This window comes from Saccharopolyspora sp. NPDC002686, from assembly GCF_040295745.1.
In the GTDB taxonomy this organism is placed as follows: domain Bacteria; phylum Actinomycetota; class Actinomycetes; order Mycobacteriales; family Pseudonocardiaceae; genus Saccharopolyspora; species Saccharopolyspora oryzae.
Genome location: NZ_JBEOVY010000194.1, coordinates 1 through 14,286, shown reverse-complemented (window position 1 = coordinate 14,286; position 14,286 = coordinate 1). Strand labels below are relative to the sequence as shown.

Below are 14,286 nucleotides of genomic sequence, written 5' to 3'. Positions count from 1 at the left end.
GCCGAGCATGATCGCGATCGGGATCCACGATCCGGTCGTCGTCCCCGGCGTGGTGGCGGCGCTCCTGATCGGTCTGTCCGGCGGGCGCGTGCTCGGGTTCCTGCGTGGGATCTTCGACGCGTCGAAGATCCCACGCGTCTGGTACCTACCGGCGCTGCTCCTGATGCCGGCGATCACGCTGGTCTCCTACGGCCTGGCCGGGCAACCGCTCCCCCAGCCCGCGTTGACGTCGGTGCTGATCTACTTCGCCCTCTACGTCGTGGCCGCATGCGCCGAGGAAGCCGGGTGGACGGCCTATGCCACCGGTCCCGTTCAGCAGCGGTGGGGCGCCCTCGGCGGTGGCGTGATCATCGGCGTGGTGTGGGCGGCTTGGCACGTCGTGCCCTACTTCCAGTTGCACGGGCCGGTGTGGGTGCTCGGCCAGTCGCTGTTCACCGTCGCCGCGCGGGTCATCATCGTCTGGCTCCACAACAACACCGGTCGCAGCACGTTCGTCGCCGTGCTGTTCCACGCCATGATCAACGTCTGCTACTCGGTGTCGGCCGATGCCGGCCAGTACGACCCGGTCGTCGTCGGCGCGGTCACCCTCGCCGCAGCGTTGCTGATCGCGCTGGTCTGGATGCCGAGAACCCTTGTCCTGCGGAGCCGCTGAAGGTCACCGTGCCCATTCGCTGGTGCTCGCGGCGACGCGTTGGCGGATGTGCTCGAGCGCTTCGCCGAGCGCGGCCCGGTTCTCCGCGTTGAACCACCTCGCGCGCAGTGCCTCGTTGTTGCCTCCGGGAGTCTCGTGCGCTCGCCCGAGCTCGGACAGGCCGGTGCTTCGATCCGCGAGGGACGTGCTGACGCCCGCGAACATGCTGCGCACATAACCCTCCGCGGCTCGGGAATCCATGCCTTGCCCCGCGATCCAGTCCGCAACGGTGTCCAGGTAGTGCAGGTAGCTGGAGATCGACGCCGTCGCAGCGGAAAGCGCGTCGAAGGTCGTGGGCTCGTCGACCACGAGAGTTCCGCCCAGTCGGTCGAACAGCTCTTCCGCGATCGGATGCGCCGGGTGCAGGGCGGTGATGCCGCGTCGTTGCCGCACAGCAGGCAGCGGGATCGAGCGGACGATGGTCACATCAGCGTCGAGCTGCGTTCCCAGCGCCTCGACGGACCACCCCGCGACAGCGCTGATGACGACGCGGTCGCCAGGTACGCGGAGCCCGGCGAGAGCTTCGCGCACGTCAGCGGGGCGGACCGCGAGCAGGATCAGCGGTGCCGCGTCGACGACCGACTGGTTGTCCGCGCAGACGTGGACGTCGGGGTGGCGGCTCGCCAGGTCGTTCGCGATCCGGGCGTTCCGCGGCGACAGGTAGATCGCCGGGCCGTCCCCGTCCGCGTGGAGCCCGTCCACGATGTCCGCGGCGATGGATCCGGTGCCGATGATGCCGATGGTCATGAACCCTCCTGGTTCAGCTGGGTGCCGCGACTGCGCTGGTCCCACGGCTCGGACGCTACGCAAACGACTCCGACAAGCGCTTGCATCGTTTGCGCGATCGCGCAATATTTTTGCGCATGCGAGCCCGCAAGCGACCCCTCGACGAGATCGACGCGCAACTGCTGGACCTGCTGCAGGCCGACGCCGATCAGACCCTCCGCGAGCTCGGCGACCAGGTCGGTCTGTCCCCCAGCGCGGTCCAGCGCCGCATCACGGGCTACAAATCCGCGGGGCTCCTGCGCACCGTCGCCGTCGTCAACACCGAGCAGACCCCGGCCTTGGCGCAGGCGCTCGTGATGCTGACCTTGGTCGAGGAATCCGTCGAGCACCACCGCCGCATCACCGACCGACTCCGCGCCCGGCCGGAGGTCCAGCAGTGCTACGGCCTCTCGGGCCGCTGGGACTACGCCGTGCTGCTCACGGCGGCGTCGATTCGCGATCTCCGGGACCTCAGCGACGAGCTGTTCAAGAGCGACGACAACATCCGCCGCTACGACACGATGTTCATCTTCGACACGGTGAAGAGCGGCTCAGCACTGCCGAGCGCGCTCCTGCTGCCCTGACCCGGAGAATTCGATGCCGTTTCGTGCCAGAAAAATGTGGAAATGACCAAGAAAACGTGCTCCTGGCCGATCCGCGCATTTTCAACTTCTTTTTCGCCGACCATCGAGCAGGCCAGGAACGCCCGCCGGGCGCGGAGCCGGTGAAAGGCGACCACCGAGGGCAACGGCGAAGTCGCAAGAGGCGGCGAGCAGCCCTCGCCGCCTTGGTGGGGCAGGTGGGACTTGAACCCACGACCTGACGGATTATGAGTCCGCTGCTCTGACCTGCTGAGCTACTGCCCCCGTGGCGTTGGCAACACTCGCGATCGTAGCGAGACGCCGGGGCGTTGCGACCTTCGGGTGGACCCGCCGTGCGGCCTACCGGACGATTGGTCGGACTGGTCGAATCGCCTGCGCACGGCGTTGAGCCGACCGGACTAGCCGACCGGACCGGGGCATGAGGAAGGGCGGCGCACCCGGGGGTGCACCGCCCTTGTTGATCTCAGCTCGTTCAGCCGATGAGGCTGAAGACGTCGAACGCGCCGGTGAGCTGACCGATGACCACCATCGCGGCCGCCAGCGCGGCGATGCCGGCGACGGTGATCACCGCCAGCATGATCAAGTAGACCAGCGCCTTGATCGGCTTCGGCAGCTTGGTCACCGAAGCGAAATCGGGCAGCGAGAGGTGCGAGTTCTTGCCGATCCCTGGTGCGGACATCCTGACTTCCCCCGTCCTGTAGTCAGTCCCCTTGGACGAACCACCACTGCTAGAGAGACGGCGTGCAACGGCTCTTCGTTGCACGCAAAAGCATCACGAGTTCGTTTCGGTCAGCAATCGAGCAGATCAACCAGAGTGGCCGGTCAGTGGTCCGCGGTTCGCGCGGCTTGCTCAAATCATCAGCGCCGGTGCCGTTGATCGCGAGCCGAGCATGGACGTGATCGCGCGTTGAGCCGGGATTGTTATCCATCCCGATCCCGAGTCGCCCGGACAGGTGAACTGCTGTCGCCGCACCGTCGCGGCGCTCCTACCCGGGGAGTTGCGAAATTCGCGTCAGCGCACCGCTTTCCGCGTTCGACCGCTGATCATCCCGATTGCGGTACCGAAGTACCCCACCACCGATCTTAGCGAACGCTGGAGCGGCACCCGCGGCGCGCCACGTGTTACTGCGATCACTCGACGAGTCCGAATCGGACTCCCCGGGCGTCAGCTCTCGGGGCTCGGCGTCGCGAGCTCCGCCAAGTGGTCGCGCAAGATCTGCTTGAGCCTCTGCGGCGGATGCTTGTCCGGCCAGAGCGCGCCTTGGAACGCCAGCCCGTCCAGCAACGCGTACGTGCTGCGCGCAGCGCGGTCGATCGAGCGGCCCTCGCCGAGACCGCCGGTGGCGCGCAGGAGCTCCATGGTCCGGCCGACCAGGTCCGCCAGCTGCGCCTCCATCTCCTCCCCCACCGCGCGCAATCCCGGATGGGTCTGCGCGCGCACCAGGAAGGCCAGGTAGACGCTCTGCTCCAGGCGCCGGTCGGCGTCCAGCGGGACGAGCTCCTCCAGGAGACGCCGGACGCCGTCGGGGTTCTCCGCGCTCTCGAAGCGAGCCCGGACGCGGACCGCCACCCGGTCGGCGACCGCGCGCATGGCGAACTCCATCAGTTCGTCCTGCGTCGTGAAGAAGTAGCGCAGCGCGGTCGGGGACATCTGCGCCTGCGCCGCCACGGTTCGCACCGACACCGCGTGGATCCCGTCGCGCAGGGCGACCTGCCACAACCCTTCGGCGATCCGCAGGCGGCGGGCCTCGTGATCGACGATCTTCGGCACGCCATCTTTTATAGCACAGCTGTACCGGATACTATGCAGCACAGGTGTACCAAATAAACGGGGGTCGTCGATGCGAACACTGCTGTGGATCATCGGTGCCGTGCTGCTGCTGCAAGGCCTCGCTCCGCTCGCGCAGAGCGCCTTCGGCCGGGACCCCGGCGAGAGCTTCTTCCTGGTCAACCTCGTACCGGCGGCGCAGCCCTGGGCAGGTCTGGCGCTGGCCGCGCTGGGCGCGGGCGCACTGGTGCTCGCCGAGCGGAACCGCGCGCGCCGGAACGACACCCGATGACCACGGCGAACTCCGCGGCCGATGCCGACCACGACGGGAGTCGGCGCCGCGCGCAGTGCCTCGAAGTCGGGCACCGACCGGTGCCGCGCGGGCAGAATCAACGCGGTGAGCGATATTCCTTCCAGCACCACGGATGATCTCGCCCTGGCCCGCGAAGGCGACGACGCCGCGTTCGAGCGACTCGTGACGCCGCTGCGCCGGGACCTGCACGCGCACTGCTACCGCATGCTCGGCTCCGCCCACGACGCCGACGACGCGTTGCAGGACGCGATGGTGCGGGCGTGGCGCGGGCTGGCGCGGTTCGAGGGGCGCAGCTCCGTGCGCACCTGGTTGCACACCATCGCCACCCGGACCTGCCTGGACATCATCGAGAGCCGCGGCAAGCGGGCGCTTCCCGTCGACCTCGGACCGTCCAGCGACCGCGCCGTGATCGACGACGCCCCGCTCACCGAGGTCGCCTGGCTGGGGCCGTACCCGGACGCCGGGCTCAGCAGCGGCCGAGCCGCCCCGGAAGCGCGCTACGAACAGCGCGAAGCCGTCGAGCTCGCGTTCGTCGCCGCGCTGCAGCACCTGCCCGGCAACCAGCGGGCGGCATTGCTGCTGTTCGAGGTGCTGGGCTTCTCCGCCGCCGAGATCGCCGAGGCGATGGCCACCTCGACCGCGTCGGTGAACAGCGCACTGCAGCGCGCCCGGCGGATCGTGGCCGAGAAGGTCCCGCCGCGCACTCAGCAGCAAACCCTGCGCGAGCTCGAGGACGGGCGGATGCAGGAGATCGTCGCCGAGTTCTCCGCAGCCCTGGAGAACGGCGACGCCGATTCCCTGCTCGCGCTGCTCGCCAAGGACGTCACGTGGTCGATGCCGCCGCTGCCGCACTGGTACCGCGGCATCGAGGCGGTGACGGACTTCGCCGTTCGGGTTCCGCTGACCTGCGGGTCGTGGCGGCACCTCCCGACCAGCGCGAACGGGCAGCCCGCGGTGGCCTGCTACCTCCGCCGCGACGGCGAGACCGCGCACAGCGCGTGGGCTATCAACGTGCTCGCGCTGCAGGACGGCCTGATCCGGGAGATCACCGCGTTCATCGGCGCGGAGCACTTCCGGGTCTTCGGCCTGCCTGTGGAACTGCCGTGAGGGCTCACCCCTCGTGAGTACTTTGGGTTGTCATAGCAACCCGAAGTACTCACGACCACTGGCGCAGGTGCCCGGAGCGAAGTTCGCCCGAGCTGCGCAAGGCTGGGCCGGTCCGGCGAAGTCGGGTGCCGTGGTTCGGCGACGATCCGCGATCGCGGTACTGCGGCCGAACCCGTCCGGCCTCAACCGAGCCCCGGGTGCCGCAGTCCTGATCACCCGGCGCGATCTGCTGGCCGACCGGGGATTCCGGCTCAACCGTCACCATGGGGGCTAGCCGGAAACCTGACGCTGGGAGCCCCCGTGATCGCGTTCTCCGACGACGAGCACGAGCTGCACGCGCACCGATCGGACTTCGGGCATCCCGGGATGTCCGCCCGCTTCCACCACCGCGACCGCTTCGCGCACCGCTCCCGGAACGACTCCCGCTGGGCGCACCGCGCGCCGCACGAGTTCCTGCGAGAACGCGCGACGGCGGCGTTCCACCGAGCCGGAAATGCGCGCCGCACCACCGAATTGCGGTTCGAATGCCCGGACGATGCCGAGTTCACCTTGCTCGTCCAGGTCCAGCGGGCCCGCGACGACCAGCAGATCCCCAGCGTCCGGCTGATCCGCCCCGCGCGAGGTGATCGCCGAGGCACCTCCGACATCGACCTGTTCGTCACCGGCGTCGTGCACCCCAGCTGGGAGAACTGCGGGCGGGGCCGGAAGTGCTGGCGCCGGCACCTGCACCGCGCCGACCGCTGCCCCGGGCACCTCCGGTGGCGGACCACGCGCCACCACGAGGAAGCCGTCGACGCGACGACGTCCCGCTACGCCGGTGCCGCCACGATGCTCGGCATCGACACCTTCGCCGCGCGCATCACCAGCGGCGAGCTCGTCGTCGTCGACGCCCGCCGCGACGACAGCCCCAGCACCTTCCCGGTGATCTCCACGTCCGACGGCGCCCGGCAAGCCGCGCTGTACGAAGCGGAAATCGCGGAGTGGTGGGCTTTCCGCCGCATCAGCCGCATGAAGTCCAAGGCCTGGGCGATCGCCCTCGAGCACTGCACCCACGTCCGCGTCGTCCCGGACGTGGCGCGGTTCCTCGACCAGCTGCGACTCCCCGGGGTCACCGTGTCCGACGACGAAATCATCCTGGTGCCAACCGAATCGGACCGCGAACGGCTCATCGCCGCAGGCGCGATGAGCGAATGGCCGGCACGACTCCGCGACGTCGTCGCGATGGCGGGCGAACCCGCTCGGAGCAGCGGCGAATAATAGCCGGACGTTTCGCCGGATCATGGCCGCAGTTTCAATTGAAACTGCGATCCCCACCCACGGCGGATCACAGTTTCAATTGAAACTGCACCATCCCGGACCACCTGAATGCACTGGTACCAGGCGCATTCACGGATTGATCGCAATGCCGGACCCGCGTCGAGTTGATGTTGTACCTTGGGGTCGATCTTCGGACTCAGCACGAGGGGACAGCCACGATGACGGATTCTCCAGGACCGCTGCAGCGGCTGGTCGGCTCCGAAGCCGGGGCGGACCACGTGCCCGCGGAGGTCAACACCGAGAAGGTCTCCATCGCCCGCATCTACGACTTCGCCCTGGGCGGCAAGGACAACTTCGCCGTCGACCGGGCCGCCGCCGCGGCGATGACCGAGGTCGTCCCGGAGGCCATGCTGCTGGCCAAGGCGAACCGGCACTTCCTGCGGCAGGCCGTGCGCTACCTGGTCGGCGAGGCCGGGATCCGGCAGATCGTCGACATCGGTTCCGGGCTGCCGACTGCGGGCAACGTGCACGAGATCGCGCAGGAGGTCGCGCCCGAGACGCGCGTCGTCTACGTCGACAACGACCCGATCGTGCTGGCCCACGGCCGCGCCCTGCTGGCCTCCAACGACCGGACCGCCTTCCTCAAGGCGGACCTGCGCGAACCGGAAGCCATCTTCGGGCACCCGGGCACCGAGCGGCTGATCGACCAGTCGGAGCCGTTCGCCGTGCTGCTGGGTGGAATCCTGATGCACCTCGAGGACGAGGAGGATCCCGAGGGCGTGGCCGCGGGCATCCGCGATCGCCTGCCTTCCGGCGGTTTCCTGCTGGTGTCCAACACCTGCGACAACGGCGAGCCGCGCGCGATGGAGCTCTCGCAGGTGTTCGCCGACAGCGGCATGGGCACCCGGTGCTTCCGCACCTGGGACGAGCAGATCCGCTACTTCGACGGCCTCGAACTGGTCGACCCCGGCCTGGTGCCGCACAACGAGTGGCGCGTCGGCCCGGACATGCCCGAGCCGAACAGCCCAGCGCACGCCATGCACATCGGCGGCGTCGGCCGAAAGCCCTGATCACCTGAACTTCCCACCCCGCTCCGGTGCGGTGCCACGCAAATTCAATGGAAATCGGACGTCTGATTTCCATTGAATTTGCGGGAGTCACCCCACCGGCGGCTGCGGCGCTCCGAAGTCCGGACTCCGCACGGCAGGGACGCACCCCTTGGCAGCGTGAACTGAATCACGTAGTCTCCAGCGACCAACGAACATGAAATTGGTTCGCATTCACCGAGGAGTGCAGCCCATGCCCGTAGCCAGGAGGCAGGTGCTCGCGGCCGCTGCCGCAGCACCACTGGTCGCATCGGCCCTCGGCGGCACCAGCGCCGCCGCCGGAACCTCCCGGGGATCCGGGGATTACCTGGTCGGCAGGGGCATCGCCGACGTCACCGGCCCGGCCGCCGAGAACGGCATGATGGGCTACTCGATGCCCCAGCAGCAGACCGCGGGCATCCACCTGCGCACCCTCGCGCGCGCGTTCGTCGTGGCCGACGGCGACCAGCGGATCGCGTTCGTCACCGCCGAGCTCGGCGCGCTGTTCCAGTCGGTGCACCAAGGAGTTCTGCGCAAGCTCCGCGAAAAGTACGGCGAGCTCTACACCGAGCAGAACGTGCTGCTCAACGCCACGCACACGCACGCGGCGTGCGGCGGCGACTCGCACTACGCCGCCTACGACCTGTCGATCCTCGGCTTCCAGGAGCAGACCTACAACGCCGTCGTCGACGGGATCGTCGAGGCGATCTCCCTGGCGCACGACGACCTCAAGCCCGGCACCGTGCACCTCGGTCGCGCCGTGCTGACCGATGCCAGCGTGAACCGGTCGCGCAGCGCGTTCGACCTGAACCCCCAGTCCGACAAGGACCACTTCCCGCTGGCCATCGACCCGGCGGTGACGGTGCTGCGCTTCGCGCAGGGCAGCCGGGACGTCGGTGCGATCACCTGGTTCGCCACCCACGGCACCTCGATGACCAACACGAACCAGCTGATCAGCTCGGACAACAAGGGCTACGCCGCGTTCGCCTGGGAGCAGCTCGACGACGAGTTCGTCGCCTGCTTCGCGCAGACCAACTCCGGCGACATGTCGCCGAACCTGAACCTCTCCCCCGGATCCGGGCCCACCGACGACGAGTTCGAGAACACCCGCATCATCGGCGACCGGCAGTTCCGCGCTGCGAGAAGCGCTTTCGACTCGGCGCAGGAGCAGATCACCGGTGCGGTCGACCACCGGATGTGCTTCGTCGACATGTCGAAGGTCGTCGTGGACGGTCGCTTCACCCCGGACGGCCGGCAGCACAAGACGACCACGGCGGCGATCGGCGTGTCCATGCTCGCCGGGAGCCGCGAGGACGGCCCGGGCCTGCCGCTCCCGGAAGGCGTCCGCAACCCGTTCCTGGACTGGCTCGGCGGCGCGGACGAACCGGTCCCGGACTGGCTGGCCGGCGAGCAGGCACCCAAGCCGGTCGCGGTGCCGTTCGGCGCGATGAAGCCCTACCCGTGGTGCCCGGAAGTGCTGCCGCTGCAACTGATCCGCATCGGCCAGCTGCACCTGGTGGCCGGGCCCGCCGAGTTCACCATCGTGGCCGGTCTGCGGCTCCGCCGCGCGGTCGCCGAGGAGCTGGGCGTTCCGCTGGAGAACGTGCTGGTGCAGGGCTACTCCAACGCCTACAGCCAGTACGTGACCACGCCGGAGGAGTACGACGCGCAGCAGTACGAGGGCGCCTCGACCCTGTTCGGCCGGTACACGCTGCCCGCCTACCAGCAGGAATTCACCCGCCTGGCCGCCGCGATGCGCACCGGCGAATCCGTCCCGCTCGGTCCGACCCCGCGCGACCTGCGCGGCAAGCTGATCAACTTCCAGCCGGGCGTGGTCTTCGACGACAAGCCGCCGGGCCGCGAGTTCGGCGACGTGCTCACCGAACCGGCCACCCGCTACGGCCGCGGCGAGCAGGCCTCCGCGGTGTTCGCGACCGGTCACCCGAAGAACGACCTGCACCGGGGCGGCACCTTCGCCGAGGTCCAACGCCTGGTCGACGGCTCCTGGCAACCCGTGGCCGACGACCGCCACTGGTCGACGAAGTACCGCTGGGCCCGAACCGGCCCGGCGACCTCGACGGCCACGATCACCTGGGACATCCCGCCCAGTGCCCCGACCGGCCGCTACCGCATCGTCCACCACGGCGACTGGAAGAACGGCTGGAACGGCGAGATCAAACCCTTCACCGGAACCACCCGGGCCTTCGTCGTCGGCTGACCGGAGCGCGCGCCCGCTACTGGCTGCTCGCCGCGACGCGCAGGCCGAGGGCGATCAGGATGGTTCCGGTGATCGCTTCGAGGCGCCGCCGCACCTTGGACTGGCGGAACCACGCTCCTGCCCGGGCGACGCTCGCCGCCAACGCGAGGTACAGCGCGGTCTCCACGATCACCTGGACGAGCGCGAGGACGGCGGTAGTGCTCAGCAGCGGCCAGTCCGCCGGGACGAACTGCGGGTAGAAGGCGAACATGAAGATCAGCGCTTTCGGGTTCGCCAGCTGGACGAGCAGCCCCTCCCCCGCGGAGCGGAGGAAGGATCCGTTCCCACGCTCCCCACCGGACACCGGTTCTTCGGCGTCGCCGCGATCCCTGAAGACCGCTGCCCACGAACGAATTCCGAGGTAGACGAGGAAAGCAGCACCGGCGAGGCGCATCACGAGGTACGCGGTCTCCGAAGCGGCCACCAGCGCCGTCAAACCGGCACCAGCGGCGATCGCCCAGATGTAGATACCGGCTTCCAGCCCGAGCACCGTGCCGATCGCGGGCCTGAAGCCGCCCAAGGCGGCCCGGCGAAAGATCAACGCCATGGCGGGCCCGGGAGACGCCGAGATGAGCAGAACGGCCAGCAGGAAAGCGGGGAGCGAACCGACCAAGTCCATGGCGCGGATTGTGGCACTTCAGAGCCAGTTGGTGCCGGTGCGCTCGATCTGCTGGTGGATCTCGGCCGACCAGTCCACCTGCCCCATCGTCGCGTAGTCGACGTGCAGGACGTTCTTGACGTCCCGATCACCGGTGAACAGGCCCTGCCTGCGGTCGGCTTCCAGGACCACGTCCATGCCGTCCGGACCGGCGAAGAACGACACCCGCAGCTCCCGGATGCGGCGGTACCGCGGGGAGCCGCTGAACTCGATCTCCTGGTGGATCGGCAGCTGCTGGCGCGTTCCGCGGAACCGGCCGTGCTCGACGTCGGCGTGGTGCAGCCGGAACCCCAGCGCCTCCACCGCCTCCAGCAGCACGTGCTGCGCGGGCAGCGCGCCGACCCCGATCGGGTCGGTGTCGGTCGCGTCGAACGCGCCCTTGATCTCCAGCTGGGTGCGCACCGCGACGAGCATGCCCGGCATCGGGCCGTGCTTGTAGTGCGTGATGGGCGTTTCCAGCGGCACCGGCACCTCGAAGGGGATCTCGACGACCTGCCCGGGCTGGAGCACGACGCCGCGCTGGACGTCCACCCGTCCGAAGCCGATCATCGTCTCCCGCGTCCGCTTGTGGCGGTCGTGGTCGTGCCCCTGGTAGTGGTCGCCGTCCGGACCGTGGCTGGGGATCTCGTGCTTGACGCTCGCGACGAACTCGACGAAGACGCCGTCCAAGGGCTGCTGCATCTCGCCGCCCCGCAGCCGAACGGTGCCGCGCACAGTCCCACCGGGTTGCACCCCGGGCGTGTGCAGCACGGTATCCACCTCAGCGCCACCAAACCCGACGGCGGCCAACAACTTCTTGAACATGCCGCCCAGTGTTCCGCCCAGATCGACCCCGCGCGGACGCAACGGGCGAATCCGTCCGATATGCCGACTATCGACCCGGGTGCCCGAACGCAGATGATCTATTGATTTTCGATCGATACCTATCGATAATCGATGCATGCACACGTTGATCATCACCGCGCTCCGGATCTGCATCGTCGCCGCGCTCCTGCGCAAGGCGGCGGAGATGCAGACCGAGATCGCCGGGGTGATCTGATGGCGATCGTCGTCGAGCTGGACGTCCAGCTGGCCGAGCGCGGGATGTCGGTGGGCGAGTTCGCCGAAGCGGTCGGCATCACCCCCGCCAACATCGCGGTCCTGAAGAACGGCCGGGCCAAAGCGGTCCGCTTCACCACCCTCGACGCGATCTGCCGGACCCTCGACTGCCAGCCGGGCGACGTCCTCCGCTGGGTCCCCGACGCGGAACCCGAAGGAGACTCATAGCGTCGAGGATGTCGAAAAACCCCGCTGCAGAGTGACTTTCACGCCCCGGGTCTCGATCTTCCTGCACCTCCAAGGGAAAAAAGCAAGCCCTTCCGCGGAAAAACCCGGCGCAGTGGTCCGCACGAGTGGCGGGGCATTCCCCATGGTGTGGCCGCGAAGGCGCGTCCTCCGGAACCGGTGCACGGTACGTCTTGCCGATCGGTGGACCCCCAGGCCCGGAAGACCGGACAACTGCCGCCGACCGGCGAAAGTACGGAACACGGATGGGAGTTCGAGCAATGCGCACTTCGCTTCGCCTTCTCGGTGTCACTGCTGCCTGCGCCGCAGCCCTGGCCATCGGCTCACCCGCCTTCGCCAGCGGTTACCACGGCGACGACGACGCGGCGTCCTTCGCCGCCGGCGGCAACGGCGTCGGCGGAAACGGAGGAATCGGCGTCAACGTCCTGAGTGGCATCAACGCCCTGTCCAGCGGCGACGGCGGCAACGCTGCCGCGGGCAACGGCGGCGCGGGCATCGGCGGTGACGCCTTCTCCTTGGCGGGCAACGACTGACGCGGGCACGAACGCCCTGCGCCCTGACCTGACGGGTGCGCCGACCAGCCCCGAGCTGGCCGGCGCACTCGCGCGAGTCCCATTTCGCGTTTCGAAAGGGAGTCCGGAAACGAAAGAGCCCCAAATCGTTGATCTGGGGCTTTGCGCTCCTCCGACTGGACTCGAACCAGTAACCCTTCGGTTAACAGCCGAATGCTCTGCCAATTGAGCTACGGAGGAATGTTCTTTTGTTTCGCCAGCTCGTCTCGCTGACAGGAACTACTTTAGCGCATCCCCGCAGGGGGCTTCACAGGCACCCCCCTCTCATTGATCCAAGTGGCGTAATCGCAGGTCAGAGACGGTGTGCTACGACGAAGACGCGGCGGAAGGGGAACCACGTCACTCCATCCGGTCGCTGCGGGTAGGCCTCGGTCAGCCGAGGCGCCAGCTGTGCGCGGAACTCCGTCCACTCGGCGTCACCCAGAGCCGCCCGAACAGGTCGCAACGCCGTTCCCGTCACCCATTCGAGGATAGGATCCGGTCCGCGCAAGGCGTGGACGTAAGTCGTCTCCCACGCATCCACCGCGACGTCGAGATCCGCGAGGGCGTCGGCGTACCCGACCGGGGTGAGCACCGAGTCCGTGCGCAGGACGTCCGCTCGGTCCCGCCAGCGCGGCTCGGCCATCAGCTCGCGGATCGCCACGTAGGACGGTGATTCGAAGTTTCCCGGGACCTGGAAGGCGAACCACGATCCGGAGGGCAGCTCGGTCAGCCAGCGCTGGAGCAGCTCCAAGTGTTCGGGAACCCATTGCAGGACCGCGTTGCACATCACGACGTCGGTGTCCGGCAACGGTTTCCAGTCGCGGACGTCTTCGACGCGCGCCGGAATCCCGTTGGCCCGCGCCGCTTCGACCATCTCCGGCGACGAATCCGCAGCCTCCACCACCGCGTCCGGCCAGCGGTCGGTGAGCAGGTGCGTCAGATTGCCCGCGCCGCAGCCGAGGTCCACCACGCGGCGCGCTCGGTCAGCTCCGACCCGGGCCATCAGGTCGTGGGCCGGGCGGTCGCGCTGTTCGCTGAAGGTCAGGTACTTCTGCGGGTCCCACATGCCGCGCCTCCTTAGCAGTACGCTCGTACTGTATTCCTGGAGGCGCTCCGCTGTCGAGCGTCAGTTCTGGTGCTTCGCCCGGTTCAGCTGCTCGACGACGGTGGCCGCGAACTCCGCGACCGCGGTCTCGTCCGCCGCGCGATCCGGCCGGACCTGCAGCACGATCCCGTCCTGACCGGGCACCTTGCGCTGCACGAACCACGCTCCCCCGCCGGGGAGATCGCGGTGGTGGCGGGAGCGGATCGACTGGTTCACGCGCTCGTGCACGACGTCCGGCAGGCGCCCGGACTCGGTCAGCTGCAGCCGACGACTCGGCTGGTCGCGCAGCAGCACCGCGCCCCCCGCGTCGCCGGATTCCTCCGCCTCGATCACGGTGAGCACGCCGTTGTTCCAGGTGGCCTTGCTCAGCAGGTGCCAGCCGATGCGGCGCCCCTCGGGCAGCCACAGGCCGAGGTGGGTCGCGACCAGCGCGCCGTCCGAAGTCCGCGACACCGCGAGGACGTGCTCGTCGGCGGCGAGCTCGCCGGTGAAGTCGGCGGGCAGCTCGGCCGTGCCGCTCAACCGCGCGACCAGCCGCCGCAGCCAGGTGATCACATCGTCCCCATCAGCTGTTCGAGCAGGGCCTTCCGGTAGCCCTCGAGCGCGATCATGTCGCCGAAGAGCGCGTTGTACTCCTCGGCGTCCTCCAGCGGGGACATCCGCTGGACCTTCGACTTGATGTCCGCGATCTGCCTGCTGACCAGGCGTTCCTGCAGCCGGACGACCAGCCCGGAGATGTAGCGCGGGCCTTCCTCGGTCCGCGACTCCAGCTTCTCCACCGCCAGCTCGGTGAGCAGGCCCCGCGTGACCTGGTTCTCGCACTGCTGCGACACCGCGTCC

At 68.7% G+C, this 14,286-nt stretch carries 17 protein-coding genes and 2 tRNA genes; 9 read left to right on the top strand and 10 right to left on the bottom strand.

Going from position 1 to position 14,286, the window contains the following annotated elements; translation table 11 throughout:
• Nucleotides 1–652, top strand: a 652-nt coding sequence (locus ABTZ89_RS23715) for a CPBP family intramembrane glutamic endopeptidase (protein ID WP_351048332.1), incomplete at its 5' end; no start/stop codon positions are given.
• A gap of 3 nt (nt 653–655) precedes the next feature.
• On the opposite strand, the gene ABTZ89_RS23710 is transcribed toward ABTZ89_RS23715, so the two are convergent.
• Nucleotides 656–1,438: an NAD(P)-binding domain-containing protein gene (locus ABTZ89_RS23710; protein ID WP_351048329.1), complete on the bottom strand. Its 783-nt coding sequence runs from the start codon at nt 1,436–1,438 to the stop codon at nt 656–658.
• Nucleotides 1,439–1,554: 116 nt separating this feature from the next.
• Here ABTZ89_RS23710 and ABTZ89_RS23705 point away from each other — a divergent pair, with 116 nt between their 5' ends.
• Complete coding sequence (locus ABTZ89_RS23705) at nt 1,555–2,040, top strand: Lrp/AsnC family transcriptional regulator (RefSeq protein WP_351048326.1); 486 nt, start codon at nt 1,555–1,557, stop codon at nt 2,038–2,040.
• 204 nt (nt 2,041–2,244) lie between these two features.
• Here the strand turns inward: ABTZ89_RS23705 and ABTZ89_RS23700 are convergent.
• From ABTZ89_RS23700 to ABTZ89_RS23690, 3 genes are all read right to left on the bottom strand, one after another.
• Nucleotides 2,245–2,322: transfer RNA gene (locus ABTZ89_RS23700), tRNA-Ile, on the bottom strand.
• A gap of 208 nt (nt 2,323–2,530) precedes the next feature.
• The gene (locus ABTZ89_RS23695; RefSeq protein ID WP_351048323.1) at nt 2,531–2,737 is read right to left on the bottom strand and encodes a hypothetical protein; all 207 of its coding nucleotides are present in this window, start codon (nt 2,735–2,737) and stop codon (nt 2,531–2,533) included.
• 486 nt (nt 2,738–3,223) lie between these two features.
• Nucleotides 3,224–3,829 (bottom strand): TetR/AcrR family transcriptional regulator, encoded by a 606-nt coding sequence (locus tag ABTZ89_RS23690; protein ID WP_351048320.1) that lies wholly within the window; start codon nt 3,827–3,829, stop codon nt 3,224–3,226.
• 70 nt (nt 3,830–3,899) lie between these two features.
• Here ABTZ89_RS23690 and ABTZ89_RS23685 point away from each other — a divergent pair, with 70 nt between their 5' ends.
• The 5 genes from ABTZ89_RS23685 (at nt 3,900) to ABTZ89_RS23665 (ending at nt 9,806) form a co-directional block, all read left to right on the top strand.
• The gene (locus tag ABTZ89_RS23685; RefSeq protein WP_351048317.1) at nt 3,900–4,118 is read left to right on the top strand and encodes a hypothetical protein; all 219 of its coding nucleotides are present in this window, start codon (nt 3,900–3,902) and stop codon (nt 4,116–4,118) included.
• 105 nt (nt 4,119–4,223) lie between these two features.
• Entirely contained in the window at nt 4,224–5,246 is a 1,023-nt protein-coding gene (locus ABTZ89_RS23680) for a sigma-70 family RNA polymerase sigma factor (protein ID WP_351048314.1), read from the top strand.
• 300 nt (nt 5,247–5,546) lie between these two features.
• Nucleotides 5,547–6,503, top strand: a complete 957-nt coding sequence (locus ABTZ89_RS23675; protein WP_351048311.1) for a hypothetical protein — start codon at nt 5,547–5,549, stop codon at nt 6,501–6,503.
• A 218-nt stretch (nt 6,504–6,721) separates the two neighbouring features.
• Nucleotides 6,722–7,573 (top strand): SAM-dependent methyltransferase, encoded by an 852-nt coding sequence (locus tag ABTZ89_RS23670; RefSeq protein WP_351048308.1) that lies wholly within the window; start codon nt 6,722–6,724, stop codon nt 7,571–7,573.
• Between the two features lie 229 nt (nt 7,574–7,802).
• Complete coding sequence (locus tag ABTZ89_RS23665) at nt 7,803–9,806, top strand: neutral/alkaline ceramidase (protein WP_351048305.1); 2,004 nt, start codon at nt 7,803–7,805, stop codon at nt 9,804–9,806.
• A gap of 16 nt (nt 9,807–9,822) precedes the next feature.
• Here ABTZ89_RS23665 and ABTZ89_RS23660 read toward each other — a convergent pair whose 3' ends face one another.
• Both ABTZ89_RS23660 and ABTZ89_RS23655 read right to left on the bottom strand, forming a co-directional pair.
• Nucleotides 9,823–10,464: a LysE family translocator gene (locus ABTZ89_RS23660; RefSeq protein ID WP_351048302.1), complete on the bottom strand. Its 642-nt coding sequence runs from the start codon at nt 10,462–10,464 to the stop codon at nt 9,823–9,825.
• A gap of 18 nt (nt 10,465–10,482) precedes the next feature.
• Entirely contained in the window at nt 10,483–11,307 is an 825-nt protein-coding gene (locus tag ABTZ89_RS23655) for a sporulation protein (RefSeq protein WP_351048299.1), read from the bottom strand.
• A gap of 234 nt (nt 11,308–11,541) precedes the next feature.
• On the opposite strand from ABTZ89_RS23655, the gene ABTZ89_RS23650 reads away from it, so the two are divergent.
• Both ABTZ89_RS23650 and ABTZ89_RS23645 read left to right on the top strand, forming a co-directional pair.
• The gene (locus ABTZ89_RS23650; RefSeq protein WP_270952041.1) at nt 11,542–11,769 is read left to right on the top strand and encodes a helix-turn-helix domain-containing protein; all 228 of its coding nucleotides are present in this window, start codon (nt 11,542–11,544) and stop codon (nt 11,767–11,769) included.
• 278 nt (nt 11,770–12,047) lie between these two features.
• Complete coding sequence (locus ABTZ89_RS23645; protein WP_270952043.1) at nt 12,048–12,320, top strand: hypothetical protein; 273 nt, start codon at nt 12,048–12,050, stop codon at nt 12,318–12,320.
• A 146-nt stretch (nt 12,321–12,466) separates the two neighbouring features.
• On the opposite strand, the gene ABTZ89_RS23640 is transcribed toward ABTZ89_RS23645, so the two are convergent.
• The 4 genes from ABTZ89_RS23640 to dnaG all read right to left on the bottom strand — a co-directional run.
• Nucleotides 12,467–12,539, bottom strand: a tRNA-Asn gene (locus tag ABTZ89_RS23640).
• A gap of 112 nt (nt 12,540–12,651) precedes the next feature.
• Nucleotides 12,652–13,407: a trans-aconitate 2-methyltransferase gene (locus tag ABTZ89_RS23635; RefSeq protein WP_351048295.1), complete on the bottom strand. Its 756-nt coding sequence runs from the start codon at nt 13,405–13,407 to the stop codon at nt 12,652–12,654.
• 60 nt (nt 13,408–13,467) lie between these two features.
• On the bottom strand, nt 13,468–14,001 hold the full coding sequence (locus ABTZ89_RS23630) for a hypothetical protein (RefSeq protein WP_270952046.1): 534 nt from the start codon (nt 13,999–14,001) through the stop codon (nt 13,468–13,470).
• A partial coding sequence (gene dnaG, locus ABTZ89_RS23625; RefSeq protein WP_502949591.1) for a DNA primase occupies nt 13,998–14,286 on the bottom strand: 289 nt, incomplete at its 5' end. The genes ABTZ89_RS23630 and dnaG, both read right to left, overlap by 4 nt.

Coding starts and splice junctions, on each gene's coding strand:
- ABTZ89_RS23710 (WP_351048329.1), bottom strand. CDS start 1,438: ATGACCATCGGCATCATCGGCACCGGATCCATCGCCGCGGACATCGTG.
- ABTZ89_RS23705 (WP_351048326.1), top strand. CDS start 1,555: ATGCGAGCCCGCAAGCGACCCCTCGACGAGATCGACGCGCAACTGCTG.
- ABTZ89_RS23695 (WP_351048323.1), bottom strand. CDS start 2,737: ATGTCCGCACCAGGGATCGGCAAGAACTCGCACCTCTCGCTGCCCGAT.
- ABTZ89_RS23685 (WP_351048317.1), top strand. CDS start 3,900: ATGCGAACACTGCTGTGGATCATCGGTGCCGTGCTGCTGCTGCAAGGC.
- ABTZ89_RS23670 (WP_351048308.1), top strand. CDS start 6,722: ATGACGGATTCTCCAGGACCGCTGCAGCGGCTGGTCGGCTCCGAAGCC.
- ABTZ89_RS23665 (WP_351048305.1), top strand. CDS start 7,803: ATGCCCGTAGCCAGGAGGCAGGTGCTCGCGGCCGCTGCCGCAGCACCA.
- ABTZ89_RS23660 (WP_351048302.1), bottom strand. CDS start 10,464: ATGGACTTGGTCGGTTCGCTCCCCGCTTTCCTGCTGGCCGTTCTGCTC.
- ABTZ89_RS23655 (WP_351048299.1), bottom strand. CDS start 11,307: ATGTTCAAGAAGTTGTTGGCCGCCGTCGGGTTTGGTGGCGCTGAGGTG.
- ABTZ89_RS23650 (WP_270952041.1), top strand. CDS start 11,542: ATGGCGATCGTCGTCGAGCTGGACGTCCAGCTGGCCGAGCGCGGGATG.
- ABTZ89_RS23645 (WP_270952043.1), top strand. CDS start 12,048: ATGCGCACTTCGCTTCGCCTTCTCGGTGTCACTGCTGCCTGCGCCGCA.
- ABTZ89_RS23635 (WP_351048295.1), bottom strand. CDS start 13,407: ATGTGGGACCCGCAGAAGTACCTGACCTTCAGCGAACAGCGCGACCGC.